Genomic DNA, 18,840 nt, shown 5'->3' on the forward strand with positions numbered 1-18,840 from the left:
TTCTCACTCACTCTCCGATTCGACCCGGCCGAGGCCGCGCAACACGGTGTGGGGCGACGAACCGATGCCCCGCAGGGTGTTCCCGAACCGCTCCACGAAACCCCGCGCGGTCGACTCGTCGAACAGTGCCGTCTGGTACAGCAAACCACCCGTCACGCCCATCGGCACGCCGGCGTCGTCGTACCGGTCGTTGAGACTGAACTCGAGCTCGTGCTTGGCCACGGTGGCCGGCACCGGATGCTGGGCGATGCTCAGTCCCGGGAAGTCCGCCGACAGCCCCTCCGACGCTCGCTGCAGGATCATGGTGACCTGGAACAGCGGATTGTGCGCCGCATCGGAATCCAGTCCCAGAGCCTGTTCGAGGCGCGGATTCGACACATCCGGGTTCGCGTACGCCCCCAGTGCCGCAGTCCGCACCGTCGCCACCAGATCCGCGAAGGTGTCCTCCTCGTCGACGACCACCCGCATCAGGACGTCGTCGGAGAAGTTGCCGACCACATCGTCCAGTTCGGGTTCACCGCGGCCGGCGATCGACGTCGCCACGGTCACGTCCTTCTCGTTCGCGAACCTGCTGACGCACAACGCGAACGCCGCCTGCAACACCATGAACAGGCTGGCCCCGCACTCGCGGGCCACGGCGACCAGCGCGGCATGGGTGTCCGCGTCGACGTGCACCGGCAGTGCCGCACCGGCCGTCGGCCGGACTGCGGGACGCGGCCGGTCGGTCGGCAGGTCGAGGAAATCGGGCCGATCCGCCAGGGTTCGGGTCCAGTAGTCCATCTGCCGATGCGCCTCGCTCGCCGCGTCGTCGAAGTCGCCGAGCAGCGAGTGCTTCCACACCGCGTAGTCGGCGTACTGCACCGGCAGCGGATCCCACTGCGGCTCCACCCCGAGCGCCCGCGCGGCGTAGGCGACCACGACGTCCCGGGTGAGCGGACCGACGCTGAAGCCGTCGGCCGAGATGTGGTGCACCACGACGGCCAGGACGTGATCGTCCTCGCCGATCCGGAACAGACGCATGCGCAGCGGCAACTGCACCGTGACGTCGAAGTCGCCCCACAGGAAGGCCGTCAGCGCGGCGTCGAGCTCGTCCTCGGTGACCGTCACGACGTCCACGTCCGGCACCGCGTCGGCCGTCGGCACGATCACCTGGACCGGACCGCTCTCGCTGTCGGGGTAGAGCGTGCGCAGCGCCTCGTGGCGCTGCACCAGATCGGCCGTCGCGGCCCGCAGGATCTCGACGTCGATCGCGCCACGCAACCGCAGCGCGAACGGAATGTTCCACTCGCCGCCGCGCGTCCGCTGGTTGGCGACCCAGATGCGTTCCTGCGCCGGCGCCAACGAAATCCGGTCCGTCCGCGGCACCGCCGTCAGGCGCGGCCGTTCGAGGCCCGCGCGGCTGTCGACCCGTGCAGCGAGCGCCGCCACCGTGGGCGCCTCGAAGAACTCGCGCACCGTCAGATCCGTGCCGAACGCCTCGTTGATCCGGGCCGTCGCACGGGTCGCGAGCAGCGAATTGCCGCCGACCTCGAAGAAGCTGTCGTCCAACCCGATCCGAGCGGTGCCGGTCAGGTCCGCGAAGACGCCCGCGACGATTTCCTCGGTCGCGGTCCCGGTGCCCCGAAAGTCGCTCGCTCCCGCGAATTCCGGCGCGGGCAGCGCACGGCGATCGAGCTTGCCGGTGCTGCCCAACGGCAGCTCGGCGAGGAACACCACCACGGTCGGCACCATGTAGCTCGGCACCCGATCCGCGACGGACCCCCGCACGTCCGACTCGTCCGGTGCCGCGCCCGGGTGCGGCACCGCGTATGCCACCAGGTGCTCGGCGCCACTGCTGGTGCGATGCACCACGACGACCGCCCGATCGACGTCCGGGTGCGCCGCGACCGCGGCCTCGATCTCCCCGAGCTCGATCCGGAAGCCGCGGAGCTTCACCTGGAAGTCGGTGCGCCCCAGATAGTCCAGGACGGCACCCGACGCGCGGGGCTGCCACCGCACGAGGTCACCCGTGCGGTACATCCGGGTCCCGGTGTCGCCGAACGGATCGGCCACGAACCGGTCGGCGGTGAGATCGGGGCTTCCGGCGTACCCGCGGGCGAGCTGGTCACCGGCGAGATACAGCTCGCCGGGCACCCCGACGGGCACCGGCCGCAGTCGCCCGTCGAGCACGTACACCCGTGTGTTCCACTCGGGGACACCGATGGGCACCGTCGCCGCATCGTCCGGACCGCAGCGGTGATGCGTCACGCTCACCGCGGCCTCGGTGGGCCCGTACAGGTTGAACACCGGGGCCGCGCTGACGTCGGCGAACCGGCGCACCAGGTCCGCCGGCAGGGCCTCGCCGATGCAGATCACCCGGCGCAGCGCCGGCATCGACTCGGCGTCCACCGACGCCACGAACGCGGTGAGCAGCGACGGAACGAAATGCACTGTGGTGACGGCATGTTCACGCATCAGACCGGCCAGGTACTCCGGATCCTGTTCGCCACCGGGACGCGCGACGACGAGCCGCGCACCGGCGGTCAGCGCCCCCCAGAACTCCCACACCGACAGATCGAAGGTGGCGGCCGTGCGGAGCAGCACCCCGTCGGTGCCGTCGAGCCCGAACTGTGCCTGCTTCCACAGCAACTGGTTGGCGATCGCGGCATGGGACACCGTGACGCCCTTGGGTCGCCCGGTGGATCCGGACGTGTAGATGACGTAGGCGGCGTTGTCCGGGTGCAGCGGCGCACGCCGTTCACCGTCGACGATCGGGTGTGCCCCGTGGGCCGACACGTCGAGGGTGTCGACGTCCAGGCGCACCGCGGTGTCCGGTACCGGCACCGCCACATCGCTCGTCGTCAGGACCACGGACGGTGCCGCGGACTCGAGCACGTACGTCGTGCGCTCGACCGGGTGATCCGGGTCGATGGGCACGTACACGCCGCCGGCCTTGGCGACCGCGTACATCGCCACGAGCAGGTCCAGCGACCGGCGGCTCGCCAGCGCCACTCTCGTTTCGGGGCCGACGCCCCTCCCGATCAGGTCCCGGGCGAGCGCGTTGGCACGGCCGTCGAACTCGGCGTAGCCGATCTCCCGGCCGTCCACGATCACGGCGACCGCGTCCGGGGTGGCGCGCACACGCTCGGCGAACAACTCCGGCAGTGTGGTCGCCGGCACCTCACGCCGGGTGTCGTTCCACTCGACGAGCACGGCGCGGCGTTCGGCCTCGCCCTGCAGGTCGATGTCGCCGATCGTCACCCGCCGGTCCGCGACGACGGCGCGCAGCAACCGCTCGAACCGCGCCGCGAACCGTGCGACGGTCTCCTCGTCGAACAGGTCGGCCGCATACGTGAAGGAGGCTGCGATCTCGCCCGGTTCACCGTCGGCATCGTGGTGGTCGACGACCGTCAGATGCAGGTCGAACTTCGCGGGCTCGAATCCGGCATCGACGACGTCGATGCCGAGTCCGGGCAACTCGAACGTGGTGCGGCCGAGGTTCTGCAGCGACAGCGCCACCTGGAACAGCGGGTGCCGGGCGGTCGAACGCTCCGGGGCGAGCACCTCGACGATCCGCTCGAACGGCACGTCGGCGTTCGCGAACGCCGTCAGGTCCGCGCGCCGGACCTGCTCGAGCAGATCCGCGAACGGGGCCTCGGGGCGTACGTCGGCCCGCAGCGCGAGGGTGTTGACGAACATGCCGACCACGCCGTCGAGCGACTGCTCGCCGCGGCCGGCGATAGGCGCTCCGATCGAGATGTCGCCGGTGCCCGAGATCCGGGCGAGCAGTGCCGCGAACGCCGCGTGGACGACCATGAACAGCGTTGCGCCCTGCCGCTTGCCCAGCCCCAGCAGTGCCCGGTGCAGCGACGCGTCGAGCGTGAACGAGTGCGTTCCGCCGCGGTACGACTGCACCGCCGGCCGCGGACGATCCACCGGCAGGTCCAGCTGATCCGGGAGCCCGGCCAGGGTGTCGACCCAGTACCCGATCTGACGGGCGGCGACGGACGTCGGGTCGTGTTCGTCGCCCAGTACCGCGCGCTGCCACAGGCTGTAGTCCGCGTACTGCACCGACAGCGGCGACCACGTCGGCGCCAGGCCCTGCCGGCACGCCGCATACGCGACCATCACGTCCCGTGCCAGCGGCGCGAGCGAGAACCCGTCCGCCGAGATGTGGTGCACGACGAGCACCAGGACGTGGTCCCGCTCGCCCAGCCGAAGCAGTGCGATCCGGAGCGGCACCGCGGCCGTCACGTCGAATCCGCTGCCCGCCAACGCCAGCACCGTGGGCAGCAGGTCGTCGGCGGGGACGTCCGTCGGTGCGAGTTCCGGAAGTACCTGCGTCGCAGCGAGAATCACCTGGTGCGGCCCGTCGGCGCTGTCCGGGTAGACCGTCCGGAGCGCCTCGTGCCGATCGATGGTGGCCGTGATCGCCGCGTGCAGTGCGGCCACGTCGAGGTCGCCCGCCAGTCGCAGCGCCATCGGGATGTTCTCCGCGGCCGAGGTCGGGTCGAACCGGTTGAGGAACCACATCCGCTGCTGCGCGGGCGAGAGCGGGATGCGCTCGGGCCGATCGAACGACCCCAGGGCGGGCGCATCGGAACCGGCCGACGACTCCGCCCGGACCGCGAGCGCGGCCGCCGTCGGACTCTCGAACAGTTCGCGAATGCCCAGCGCGGCGCCGAGTGCCGCATTGACCCGGGCCACCAGGCGGGTCGCGAGCAGAGAGTTGCCGCCGATGTCGAAGAAGCTGTCGTCCACCGATACTCGGGCGAGCCCGAGCAGGTCCGCGAACACCGCGGCGATCCGCTCCTCGATCGGGTTGGACGCGCCCCGGAACTCGCGCGTGGAGACGAACTCGGGCACGGGCAGTGCCCGGCGATCCAGCTTGCCGCCCGCGGTCACCGGCAGACGGTCCAGCACCACGATCTGGGTCGGCACCATGTAGCCGGGCAGGAACTCGCCCAGCGCGTCCCGCAGGCCCTGCGGGTCGACCGACGCCCCGTGTTCGGGCACGACGTAGCCCACCAGGTGCTCGCCGGTACGGGCGTCGCTGTGCATCACGGCGACGGACTGCGCGACGTCGGGGCTGCCCGCGAGCGCGGCCTCGATCTCGCCCAGTTCGATACGCAGGCCGCGCAGCTGCACCTGGGTGTCGGCCCGGCCGACGAAGTCCAGTCGCCCGTCCCGGGTGCGGCGGACGAGGTCGCCGGTGCGGTACATGCGCCGGCCACCGGCCGTGGCGACGAAGCGCGACGCCGTCAGCGCGCGCCGCTGGTGGTAGCCGCGGGCCAGGCCCGGGCCCGAGAGGTACAGCTCGCCGACCACCCCGATCGGGACCGGTCGCAGCCGGGCGTCGAGGATCGCCGCACCGGCTCCGGGGAGCGGGGTCCCGATCGTGATCCGCTCGCCCGCCGTCAGCGGCTCGGTCATCGTGATGATGATGGTGGTCTCGGTGGGGCCGTAGCTGTTGAAGAACCTGCGGCCCGGTGCGAACCGCTCGACGAGTTCCGGCGGACACACGTCACCGCCGACGATCACCGACTCGAGCGAGTCCAGTCCGGTCGACTCGACGGTGCCCAGGGCGGCAGGCGCGGTGAGGATGTGCGTGACCCGCTGGTCCCGGATCACGTCGGCGAGTTCGTGCCCGCCGACCACCGACGGCGGCACGACGACGAGCGTGGCGCCCGTGCTGAATCCGACGAGCATCTCGAACACCGAGGCGTCGAAGCTCGACGACGAGAACCGCAGGACCCGCGAGTGCCGGGTGACCGCGAGCTCGGTGCGCGCGTCCGCGCAGAAGGATGCGAGGCCGGTGTGTTCGACCACCACACCCTTGGGCAGTCCGGTCGAGCCGGACGTGTAGATCATGTACGCGGCACCGGTCGGGGCGATCGGCCCGCCGCGCTCGACGTCGGTGACGGCCGCGGCCGACTGCACCGAGCACTCGCGCGCGACCTCGGGCGAATCGACGACGAGCCATCGAGCCGAATCCGGCAGTCGTTCGGCCACTTCGGCGCAGGTGAGTCCCACCGCCGCGCCGGAGTCGGTCAACATGTGCACGATCCGGTCGGACGGGTGAGCAGGATCGACCGGCACGAACGCGGCCCCGGTCTTGACGACCGCCCACATCGCGACGATCGACGCGACCGACCGTGGGAACGACAGCGCCACGAACGTCTCACGGCCGACGCCGGCACCCAGCAGGACGCGGGCCAGGCGGTTGGATCGCTCGTCGAGCTCGGCGTAGGTGAGCGCGGTGGCGCCGGCACGGACCGCGATCGCCCGCGGGTCGACGGCCGCCCCGTCCGCGAGAATCTGCGCCATCGTCCGCACCGGAACCCGAACCGGTTCGGGTGCAGCGAGTGCGAGACGGCGATCCTGCGGATCGAGCAGGTCGAGGTCACCGACCGCAACCTCCGGGTCGGCGACGACCTGCTCCAGAACCCGGACCAGGCGATCGGCCATCCGGGTGGCCGTGTCCCGGTCGAACAGGTCCGTGGCGTACGTGAGGGACCCGAGGAGATCTGTCTCCGAGGGCCGGAAGGTGAACTCGACGTCGACCTTGGCGACGTCGGCGCCCGGATCCTCGATCGCGACGGTGACATCCGGAAGCTCGAGCACCGCCGCACCGTGGTTCTGCAGCGACAACGCAACCTGGAACAGCGGTGAGTACGCCTGGGAGCGAGGCGGATCGACGGCCTCGACGACCCGTTCGAAGGGAACGTCCGCGTGTGCGAACGCGGCCAGGTCGACCGCACGCGCCTCGGCGAGCACCTCGGCGAACGTGTGGTCCGGATCGATCTCGGTGCGGAGCACCAGGGTGTTGACGAACATGCCGACGAGGTCGTCGAGTGCCCGTTCGCCGCGCCCGGCTATCGGGGTACCGAGTGTGACGTCGGTGGTGGATCCGAGCCGGGCGAGCAGCACCGCGAGCCCCGCGTGCAGAACCATGAACAACGTGGACCCGGTTCGGGCGGCGAACTCCTCGAGGCGCTGGACGAGGTGTTGATCGACCGTGAAATCCACGCGCGCAGCGTGATACGACGCCACCGCCGGACGTGAACGATCGGTGGGCAGTTCGAGAACCGCCGGCGCGCCGGCCAGCCGCTCCCGCCAGTAACCGAGCTGCTGCGCGGCGATCGACCGAGGGTCGGCCTCGTCACCCAGCACACGCCGCTGCCACAGCGCGAAGTCCGCATACTGCACCTCGAGCGGCGCCCAGGACGGCTCCACCGAGCGGGCCCGGTCGGTGTAGGCGAGCATGACGTCCCGCGCCAGCGGCAGCATCGACGCGCCGTCGGCGCTGATGTGATGGACCACCAGCACCAGGACAAGTTCGCCGTCGGCGACCTGGAACAGCTTGCCGCGTACCGGTACCGACGCGGTGACGTCGAATCCACCGGACACGACACCGGCCACGGCGCCGTGCAGTTCCTGCTCCCCCGCCACCGTGACGGGTGCGAGATCGAGTCCGACGCGCTCGGCCGGCACGATGACCTGGTGCGGACCGTCCTCCGACTGGGGGAAGACGGTGCGCAGGGATTCGTGGCGCTCGAGCACGTCCTGCACCGCGGCGTGCAACGCCGCGACGTCGAGCGCACCGGTCAGCCGCACCACGAGCGGAATGTTGTACGCGGGAGACGATGTATCGAACTGGTTGAGGAACCACATGCGCTGCTGCGCGAGGGACAGCGGCACTTCCGCCGGTCGCGGCCCGGCGATCAGCGCCGGTCGGGCGTCCTCCCGAGCGGCTCGGTCCACGCGCGCGGCGAGAGCCTCGACGGTCGTCGCCTCGAACAGGTCGCGCACGCCGATCCTGATGCCGCGCAGCGTGTTCACGCGGGCAACGGTGCGGGTCGCACTGAGCGAGTTGCCGCCGAGGTCGAAGAAGTCGTCCTCCGCGCCGACGCCGACGATCCCGAGGACGTCCGCGAAGACCTCGGCCACGATCGATTCGGTCCGGGTACGCGGCTGCACGAACTCGCGGGTCGGGAACACAGGTTCGGGAAGTGCCCTCGTGTCGACCTTCCCGGAGGGGGTGAGCGGGATCGCGTCGACGATCGTGATGACCGACGGGACCATGTACTCGGGCAGTCGGCCGCGCGCGTGGACCGCGAGTGCGCGGGTGTCCACCACCGCGCCGGGAGCGGGCAGCACGTACGAGACCAGGGCGTCCGCCCCGCCGCCCCGGTGGCCGACGGTGATCGCCTGGTCGACGGACGGGTCCGAGGCCAGCACCGCGTCCACTTCCCGCAGTTCGATGCGATGGCCCCGCACCTTGACCTGGAAGTCGGTGCGGCCCAGATATTCGAGGGCGCCGGACACGGTCCACCGGACGAGGTCACCGGTGCGGTACATCCGGGCACCGTCGACCGAGTGGGGGTCGGCGACGAACCGCTCGGCGGTGAGCGCCGCCCGACGGTGGTAGCCGCGCGCCAGGCCCTGCCCGGTCACGTACAGCTCGCCCGCCACACCGACCGGGACCGGATGCAGGCGCCCGTCGAGCACCATCACCCCGGTCCCCCGGACGGGGCGCCCGATCAGGACCGGCTCGCCGCCGGCCATCGGGCCGTGATGGGTTGCCATGACCGTCGACTCGGTGGGCCCGTAGGCGTTGAACATCTTCCGTCCGGGCGCCCACCGGCGCACGAGCGCGTCGTCGCAGGCATCTCCGCCGACGACGACCACGCCGACCCGGTCGAGTCCGTCGGGATCGACCGTCGCGAGCGCACCGGGCGTCACGAAGGCGTGCGTGACACCGTGCGTGCGTAGCACGTCGGCGAGTTCCTCACCGCCGTAGACACCGACGGGGACCACCACCATCGCCGCCCGTCCCCCGACCGCCAGGAACAGTTCGAGGATCGACGCGTCGAAGCTCGGAGACGCGAAATGCAGTGTCCGCGAACCCGGCACGACGCCGTAGTGGTCACGTTGCTCGGCGACGAACGCCGCGAGGCCGACGTGCGTGACCACGACGCCCTTGGGCAGACCGGTCGACCCCGACGTGTAGATCGCGTACGCGGGGTGCTCGGGCCGCAGCGGCGCGTTCCGCTCGGAGTCGTGGATCGGGTGCGACGAGTGGCGCTCGACCTCGGCCGACGCATCCACACCGTCGAGGACCAGCCAGTCCACCGATGCGGGCAGCGCGTCGACCACCGCGCCGACCGTGACGCCGATCCGGACGCCCGAATCGTCGAGCATGTGCGCGATCCGCGCGGGCGGATATGTCGGATCGACCGGCAGGAACGCGGCACCCGTGCGCGCGACCGCCCACAGCGCGACCACCGAGTCGATCGACCGGGACAGCGACACCGCGACGAACGACTCCGGACCCACGCCGCGACCGATCAGCATGCGGGCCAGGCGGTTGGACCGTGCATCGAGCTCCCCGTAGGACACCACGGTGTCGCCGTACACGAGAGCGTCGGCGGCCGGATCGACGGCGGCGTCGGCGAGCAGGTCCGGCAGCAACCGGACCGGGACGGCGGCGACCGGCACACCGGTGAGCGACGCGCGCTCGTCGGCGCCGAGAAGTTCGAGGTCGCCGACCGGACGCTCCGGATCCGCGACGGCCTCGGCGACGAGTCGCACGAACCGACGCACGAGAGCCTCGACTGTCGTCTCGTCGAAGAGATCACATGCGTAGGTGAATGCAACCTTCGCACCGTCCGCCGCGCCGCTCGCGTCCAGGCGCTCGGTCACGTCGACCTGGAGATCGAACTTGGCGATCCCGAAATCCGTGTCGAGCGCCGCGATCTCGAGGCCGGGCAGCTGAATCGACTGCGGTCGCGACCCCTCGAGCGACAGCACCACCTGGAACAGCGGATGGTGCGCGGTGGACCGAGCCGGGCTGATCACCTCGACCAGTTGCTCGAACGGGACGTCGGCGTGCGCGTAGGCCGCGATATCGGTGCCCCGCACGCGATCGACGAGATCGACGAACGTTTCGGCCGCGTCCACCTGGGTCCGCAGTACGAGGGTGTTGACGAACATGCCCACGAGCCCGTCGAGGGCCGCCTCGCCGCGCCCCGCCACCGGCGTGCCGACGGTGACGTCGTCGGTGCCGGCCGCGCGTGCCAGGAGAACCGCGAGTGCCGCGTGCAGCACCATGAACGGTGTGGCAGCGGTGCGGCGCGCGAGGGCGGACACCGCGTCGTACGTGGCGGCGTCGATCGCGGCCTCGACGGTCCGGCCGCGGAACGTCGGGGCGGCCGGACGGACGCGGTCCGCGGGCAGCTCGAGCAGTTCGGGTACTCCGACCAGCTCGGCCGACCAGTACGAGATCTGCTGCCCGGCGGCCGAACGGGGATCGTCGTCCGCGCCGAGCGCGTCCCGCTTCCAGAGCGCGTAGTCCGCGTACTGCACGGGCAGCGGCGTCCATGCCGGCGCCGCGCCGCTCACCCGGGCCGAGTACGCCTGCACCAGATCGGAAGCCAGCACCGGGATGGACCAGCCGTCGATGCTGATGTGGTGCACGACGACGACCAGCACGTGGGTGTCGGCACTCTCCCTGAGCAGCGTCAGCTCGATCGGGATCTCGGCGGTGACATCGAACCCGGACGCGACCGCCGCCCGGATCCGGTCGTCGACGTCGATGACGGCGCCGTCGTCGAGTTCGTCGAGAGCCAGCTCGTCGAGCGCCTCGTCGGTCGACAGGATCCGCTGGTACGGGCCGTCCGCCGAATCCGGGTACACGGTGCGCAGCGGTTCGTGACGTTCGAGGATGTCGCGCACCGCCGCGATCAGGGCCTCCACGTCCAGTGCCCCGGTCATCCGCAGCGCCATCGCGACGTTGTACGCCGCCGACTCCGGATCGAACCGGTTGAGGAACCACATGCGGGACTGCGCCGGGGACAACGGGACCCGGGCCGGACGCTCCACCGGCACGAGGGCCGCGGCCACTCGACCGTCGCGGCGGGCCGCGTCGACGACCGCGGCCAGCTCGGCCACGGTGGGAGCGTCGAACAGCTCCCGCACACCGATCTGCACGTCGAACGCGTCGTTGACCCGTGCAAGGAGCCGCATCGCGGTCAGCGAATTGCCGCCGAGGACGAAGAATCCGTCTCCCGCGCCCACGGTATCGGCGTCGAGATCGAGGATCTCGGCGAAGACCGAGGCGAGCGTGTACTCGGTGGGCGTGACCGGCGCGGTGTACTCACCGGCCCGGCCGAACTGCGGATCCGGAAGCGCCCTGCGGTCGAGTTTGCCGTTCGCGGTGACCGGCAATGCATCGAGCACCGTCACAGTCGACGGCACCATGTACCGGGGCAATGCGAGGGCCAGGGCGCCCTGCAGTTCGTTCTCCGACGGGTTCACTCCCTCGTCCGCGACGACGTAGGCGGCCAGGTACTCCCCGGCGACCTGGTGGTGACGCAGCAGCACCACGGCCTGCGCGATCCCCGACTGTGCGACGAGCGCGGCCTCGATCTCGCCCAGTTCGATGCGCTGTCCGCGCAGTTTCACCTGGAAGTCGCTGCGGCCCAGGTACTCCAGCTCACCGGCCTCGGTCCAGCGGACGACGTCGCCGGTGCGGTACATCCGGGTGCCGGCACCGCCGAACGGGGCGGCAACGAAGCGGTCCGCCGTGAGGTCGGCCCGGCCCACGTACCCACGCGCCAGCTGGACGCCGGCGAGGTACAGCTCGCCGGCAACCCCCACCGGGACGGGCCGCAGTCGCGCATCCAGCACGTACAGTTCGGTGTTCCACACCGGTGCACCGATCGGCACCGTCCGCGAACCCGGCACGGTCCGGTGGTACGTCACGTCCACCGACGCCTCCGTCGGCCCGTACAGGTTGTGAAGTGACACCGCGCAGCGCTCGTGCACGCGGTTCACGGTGTTCGCGGGCAGCGCCTCACCGCTCGTGAAGATTCGGCGCAGCGACGTGCACCGCTCGATCGCGGCGCCGGCCACGAACGCATCGAGCATGGACGGGACGAAGTGGATCGTCGTGACGCCGTGGTCCCGGACCGCCCGCTCGAGGTACTGCGGGCTCCGGTGACCGTCGGGTTCCGCGATCACGAGATGCGCACCGACCTGCAACGGCCAGAACAACTCCCACACCGAGACGTCGAACGTCACCGGAGTCTTCTGCAGCACCACGTCGGTCGCATCGAGCGGGTACGTGTCCTGCATCCAGAGCAGCCGATTGACGATACCGGCGTGCGGTACCGCGACGCCCTTGGGACGACCCGTGGACCCGGAGGTGAAGATCACGTAGGCGGTGTTCGACGACCGCAGCGGACCGTGCAGTTCCGCAGCGGTGAGCCGGGACGAGTCCAGGTCGCCGAGCGGGATCTCGCCGACGACCACCCCTGTGTCGGCAGGGAGTGCGGTGAGACCGCGTGAGTCCGTCAGCACCAGAACCGGTTTCGCCTGATCGAGAACGTCACCGATGCGTTCGCTCGGCTGCTCCGGGTCGATCGGGACGTATGCGCCGCCCGTCGCGACGACGGCGTACACCGCGACGAGCAGGTCGATCGAGCGAGCCATCGCGATACCGACCGACGACTCGGGCCCGACGCCGGACAGCAGGAGATACCGCGCCAACCGGTTCACCCGGGCGTCGAAGTCGGCGTAGGACAGCGTGACGTCGCCGAACGACACCGCGGGCGCATCGGGCGTCCGCGCGACCTGGTCGGCGAACAGGTCGACGAGGGTCGACGCGGGCACCACGCGCCCCGTCGCATTCCACGTCTCGAGCACGCGGACGCGCTCGGCCGGCGCCAGGACGTCGAGGTCGGCGACCCGCGCCGCGGAATCGGCCACGAGGGCTGCGAGGATCCGGCCCAGCCGATCCGCCAAGGCCTCCGCCGTCACCGCCTCGAACCGAGACGGCTGATACCGCAGGGTGATCCGGACACCGGGATCGAGCAGCGTCATGACGGTGATCAGGTAATGCGTGGCATCGGCACCGCTGAGTCGACGCACGCGCATCCCACCGAGGTCGGTGTCCTCGTTCAACCCTGCCCGTTCCACGGGATACGACTCGAAGACCGTGAGGGTGTCGAACAGATCGCCGATGCCGACCCCGGCCTGGATCTCGGCCAACCCCACGTGGTGGTGGTCGAGGAGCGCGGACTGCGCCGCCTGCAGCCGCGGCAGCAGTTCCGCGACGGTGTCGTCGGCACCGAGCGTCACGCGCACCGGGATCGTGTTGATGAACAGGCCCACCATGTCCTCGACCCCGGACAGCTGTGGCGGCCGCCCCGACACCGTGGCACCGAAGACGACATCGTCCCGGGAGGTCGTGCGGGACAGCAGGATTGCCCACGCCGCCTGGATCACCGTGTTGACGGTGACGCCGGATGCCCGGGCGAGTCGCTCGATGCCGGCGACGAGCGGCGCCGGGACGGGGACGTCGATCTCGACCGGCTCCGACGGCACTCCCCCGTCGTCGGCGGGCGGGGCCAGCAGCGTCGGTTCGGTGATCCCGGCAAGGGCACCCTGCCAGGCATCCTTCGACTGCGCGAGATCCCGTTCGGACAGCCAGGACAGGAAGTCGCGGTAGGGCCGCGGCGCCGGCAGCCCCGCTGCTGCGCCCGAGGCATACCGCACCAGCAGTTCCCGCACCAGCAACGGCATCGACCACCCGTCGAGGACGATGTGGTGGTTGGTCAACGCCAGCACGTACCGGTCGGCGGCGATCCGGATCACGAGGGCACGCAGCAGCGGGGGTCGGTCCATCTCGAACCGTGTCCACCGTTCCTCGTCGAGGACCCGCCGCACCTCGCCGTCGCGCTCCGCCGCCGGCATCGACGTCAGATCCAGCTCACGCCAGGGAACCTCGACGGCGTCGAGGACCACCTGGACGGGAACCCCGTCGTCGTACACGAAGGCGGTGCGCAGGCTCGCGTGACGATCGACCAGACCCGCCACGGCCGCGCGCAGCCGCTCGGTGTCCACCGCACCGGCCAGATCCATCCGGATCTGCGCGGTATAGACGTCCAGGTCGTCCTCGACCATCCGCGCGTGGAACAGCAGTCCCGCCTGCAGCGGGGACAGCGACCACACGTCGCGCATGCCGGGGAAACGGTGCCTCAGCCGATCGAGCCCGCCCTGGGTCGCCGAGACCAACGGGACGTCCGACGGCGTCAGACCGCCCGCACCGGGCAGCGCCGCGTGCGCGGCGAGCCCCTCGAGCGCGCGGCGCCACAGGTCTGCCAGCTCTGCCACCTCGGCGTCGCCGAGCACACCCGTCGGGTACGCGAACGTCGCGGTCAGGTGCGGCCCGTCGGGTCCGTCGACCACCATCGCGTTGATGTCGACCGCCGCGCCGACCGTCATCGCCGATCCACTGCGGGCCACCAGGTCCGGCGCGGACGGGTCCGGGAGCCAGCCGAAGTCGCCGTCGACCGACGGGCCGGCAGCGAGTCGTCCCAGATAGTTGAAACTGATCTGCGGCCGCGCGAGCGCCGCGAGCTCGTCCCGGGTGGTGGGATCTAGGTGCCTGAGCACACCGAAGCCGATGCCTCGGCTCGGCACGGCGATCGACTGCTCCTTGATCGCCTTGATCACCGCGCCCGCATCCGGGCCACCGGCGAACGCATCACCGAGGTCGACGTCCGGGAGCGTCAACCGGACGGGGAACACGCTGGTGAACCAGCCGACGGTGCGTGCGAGGTCCGCGCCCGGCACGGCTTCCTCCTCACGCCCGTGGCCCTCGAGGGTCAGCAGGACCGAACGTTCGAGGATCCCGTGCTCGTGCCGCCAGTGGACCATCGCCATCGTCAGCGCCGCCAGCAGTCCGTCGTTCACGCCGCACCCGTACACGTCGGGAAGGCGACCGAGGACCGTGTCGGTCACGGCCGCACCGACATCGATGCGTACCCGTGCCGATGCGGCAACGACGTCAGCACCGGGATCGAGGGGCCGCGCGCCGATGAGTGGATCGGGGCCGGACAGGCACTCCCGCCAGCGATCGAGCTCGTCCCGGTAGCCGCCGGCGCGTCCCGCCTCGTGCAACGCGTGCGCCCAGCGCCGGAACGACGTCCCGACCGGCGGAAGGTCCACCGGCTCCCCCGCACACACCTGCAGCCACGCCGACGCCAGGTCCGGCAGCAGGATGCGCCACGAGACGCCGTCCACGACGAGGTGATGCGCGACGATGAGCAGACGTCCGCCGTGCTCACCGGCGTCGAGCCAGACCACCCCGAGCATCACGCCGGAATCCGGATCCAGAAGCTTTGCAGCACGGTCACATTCGGCTACCGCGACGTCGTCGAACGCGGGAGTGCCGGGCGCGGCCGCGACGACCACCCGGGTGACGACACTCCCTGCCTCGACAGAACCGGGGTCGACGGAACCGGGAGCGCGCACCGTCAGGACGCGTCCACCCTGTTCGGTCTCGGACAGCCGGGAGCGGAGCACGTCGTGCCGGTCCACGACGGCGTCGACCGTCCGTGCGAGACGCTCCTCGTCGAGACCGGCGGGAGCGGTGACGAGCACGGACTGGTGGAAGTCGGAGAAGTCGCCGCGGGCGGTCATCTCGTGCATCACCGGCGACAGTTCGACGGCGCCGACACCACCGCCCGGAAGCTCCGCCAGCACAGACGCCGGCCCGTCGAGCGTCGTCACGACGCGCGCGATCTCTGCGACGGTCTTGTGTTCGAACACCTCGCGGGCGGTGAGCCCCCACCCGAGTGCTCGTGCCCGCGAGACGATCTGCATGGCGATGATGCTGTCGCCACCGAGCGCGAACAATGAGTCGTGCACACCGACGCGCTCCACGCCGAGTACGTCGGCGACGATCGCCGCGAGTGACTCCTCGACGGGAGTCGACGGAGCCGCGTACTCCGCTTCCGCCGAATGGAACTCGGGAATCGGCAGCGCTCGGCGATCGAGTTTGCCTGCAGCCGTGACGGGCACGTGCTCGAGGTGCAGGACGGCCGCCGGCACCATGTGCGCAGGCACGATGCGGGCGACTCCGGCAGTGAGCGTCGTCGCGTCGAACTCGACCCCGGGGTCCGTCCGCACGTACGACACGAGGACCGGCCCCGACGCCCGCTGATGCGCGACCGTCGCGGCGAAGTTCACGCCGTCCTGCGCCAGCAGTGCCGCGTCGATCTCACCCAGTTCGATTCGGAAGCCACGGATCTTGACCTGGAAGTCGGACCGCCCGACGTAGTCGAGCTGATGGTCGGCCGTCCACCGGACCTCGTCACCCGTGCGGTACATGCGAGTGCCGGGCGGGCCGAACGGGTCGGCGACGAACCTCTCGGCGGTCAGCGCGCCGCGCCGGTGGTACCCGCGCGCCAGGCCGACTCCGGTGAGGTACAGCTCGCCCACGACGCCGACGGGTACGGGTCGCAGCTTGCGATCGAGCACGAGGGCACCCGCACCCTGGATGGGCCTGCCGATCGGAATCTGGGCTCCGGGCGCGAGCGGATCGCCCGTGGTGATCACGATGGTCGTCTCGGTGGGACCGTAGCTGTTGGTGAAACGGCACACCGACCCGAAGCGTTCGACGAGATCCGGGGTGCACACGTCGCCGCCGACGACGACCGCCTCGAGATCGGTGAGTCCTCCGGGGTCGACGGTGTTCATCAGGGTCGGGGCCGAGATGATGTGCGAGACCCGCTGTTCGCGAAGCAGATCCACGAGTTCGATGCCGCCGTGGACATCGGCGGGCGCCACCACCATGGTGGCGCCGGCGCTGAACGCCTGGATCATCTCGAAGACGGACGCGTCGAAGCTCGCGGACGAGAACCGCAGCACGCGCGACGTCGGCCCGATACCCAGTTCCGGTCGGGCGTCGGACGCGAACACCGACAGCCCGGAATGCGTCACCAGCACGCCCTTGGGCACACCGGTGGAGCCCGACGTGTAGATCATGTAGGCGGGGTGGCCGACCCGGACGGTCGCCGTACGGTCCACGTCGGTGACGGCGACGGACGGGAAGCTCTCGATCGCAACGGACGTCGCGTCGTCGTCGACGACGATCCAGTCGGTGCTCTCGTCGGGAAGCCCAGGACGTTCGGCCACACACGTGAGCCCGATTCCGGCACCCGAGTCGCCGAGCATGTGCACGATCCGGTCGAGCGGGAGTCGCGGGTCGATCGGCACGAACGCCGCACCGGTCTTCGCGACCGCCCACACCGCGATCAGTGCCTCCGCCGATCTGGGCATCGCGATCGCGACGAACGTCTCGGGGCCCGCGCCGCGCGCGATGAGCAAGCGCGCCAACCGGTTCGACAACACGTCCAGATCCCGATACGTGACCTCACCGGACTCCGACGCAACGGCCACGTTGTCGGGGTGCCGGTCCGCGCCGAGCCGCAGCAGATCCGGCAGCAACTGCGGAGCCAACGTGGCCGGTCCGCGCAGTGGCACGAGTGCGGCGCGCTCGTCCGCGTGCACGACGTCCACGTCGCCCACCGCGGAACCCGCCGATTCGACGAAGGCGGTGAGGAATTCGAGGAACCGCGCGTGATGTGCGGTCAGGTCGCCGTGGCTGTAGAGATTCGGGTTGGCCTCGAAGTCGATGTGGGCACCGACTCCCGCCGCCGCCGGATAGATGTTGACGGACAGGTCTTCGACCGGCCCGGTGGTCAAGACATGGAGCCGGCCGGTGTCGCGCCCCAGGCGGATCGTGTCGTGGAACATCATGACGTTCACGGCCGGGCCGAAGAACCCGCGGCGGCCACCGCCCGCGCCCGCGTCACGTCGCATGTCCTCGTGCCGGTAGCGCTGGTGCCGCAGGACGCCGGTCAGTTCGACCTGGACCCGACGCGCCAGTTCGGCGCACGTGACACCACCGCCGGTGTCGAGACGGATCGGGACGACATTCGAGACCATGCCCCCCGAACGCCGCAGCTTCGCGGTGGTCCGCGCGGTCACGGGCAGGCTGAGGACGACGTCGTCCTCACCGGTCAGTCGGGACAGGAATGCGCCGACCGCGGCGATGACGACGGAGGCCAGGGTGATGCCGTCGTGCGCGTCGAGCAGGCGGCGGATCGCCGATTCGGCCGCCTTCGGCAACGGCCCCGTGGCCCGCAGGGAATGCGGTCCGACGTCCGCGGAACGTCCCGCCAGGCTGATCGGGTGCGGCAGGTCCCGGGTCCGCTCTGCCCAGTACTGCCGGTCCGTCTCGAACCGCGTGGAGGTCCGGTAACGCGCCTCGTCCTCGCTGATTTCGCGCAGGCCGCTGGGGTTCCAGTCCGCGAGCACCTCGCCGGCGGCCGACGCGGTGTAGCGCGCCGCGGTCCGGTTCACGAACGTCATGGAGCCGAATCCGTCGAGCGCGATGTGATGGATCCGGGTGTACCAGTAGTAGTGCGACTCGCCGATCCGCAGGGTCGCGAACTCGAACAACCTGTCGGTCAGCAGATCGGTGGGCGTGCTGTATTCGCGCCGCATCCAATCCTGCGCGGTGGCCATCGGATCGGCCTCGCCGCGGAAGTCGAGGTGCGTGGTACGGGTGTTGATCGAATCGTCGATCTGCTGGTAGGGCTCGCCTTCGATCTCGACGATCCGGAACATGCCGGTACCCAGTTCGCGCGCGGTGTCCACCGCGGCCGCCGACAGTCCGTGAACATCCAGGTCACCGACGATTTCGATGTACTGGGCTATCGCGATCGGGACCGACTCGATCAAGTGCTGCGCGAACCAGATCCCGCGCTGGGCCGCGGAGAGGGGCAGTACGCCGACGTCGGCGATCGATCCGTTACTCGCTACATCCGATTCTGCAGGCACGCAACTTGCAGAAACACCTTCCGACGCCAACCCAACTACCCTTCACGTCAACCTAGACACACAACACAGGTGACTCGAAGAGTGATTCTTCTCCCATGCCGGACGTGACGATAGCGCGTCGTGGCGGCATGCTCAGGGCGAATGATCGGACTGGGCGATTTGCAC

At 70.5% G+C, this 18,840-nt stretch carries 1 protein-coding gene; it reads right to left on the reverse strand.

Annotation, left to right across the window (positions count from 1 at the left end; genetic code table 11):
* Positions 1-3 precede the first annotated feature (3 nt).
* Positions 4-18,675, reverse strand: a complete 18,672-nt coding sequence (locus LCL87_RS24335) for a non-ribosomal peptide synthase/polyketide synthase (RefSeq protein WP_225024026.1) — start codon at positions 18,673-18,675, stop codon at positions 4-6.
* Between the last annotated feature and the right edge of the window lie 165 nt (positions 18,676-18,840).

It is taken from the genome of Prescottella equi (genome assembly GCF_020171745.1).
In the GTDB taxonomy this organism is placed as follows: Bacteria; Actinomycetota; Actinomycetes; order Mycobacteriales; family Mycobacteriaceae; genus Prescottella; species Prescottella equi_A.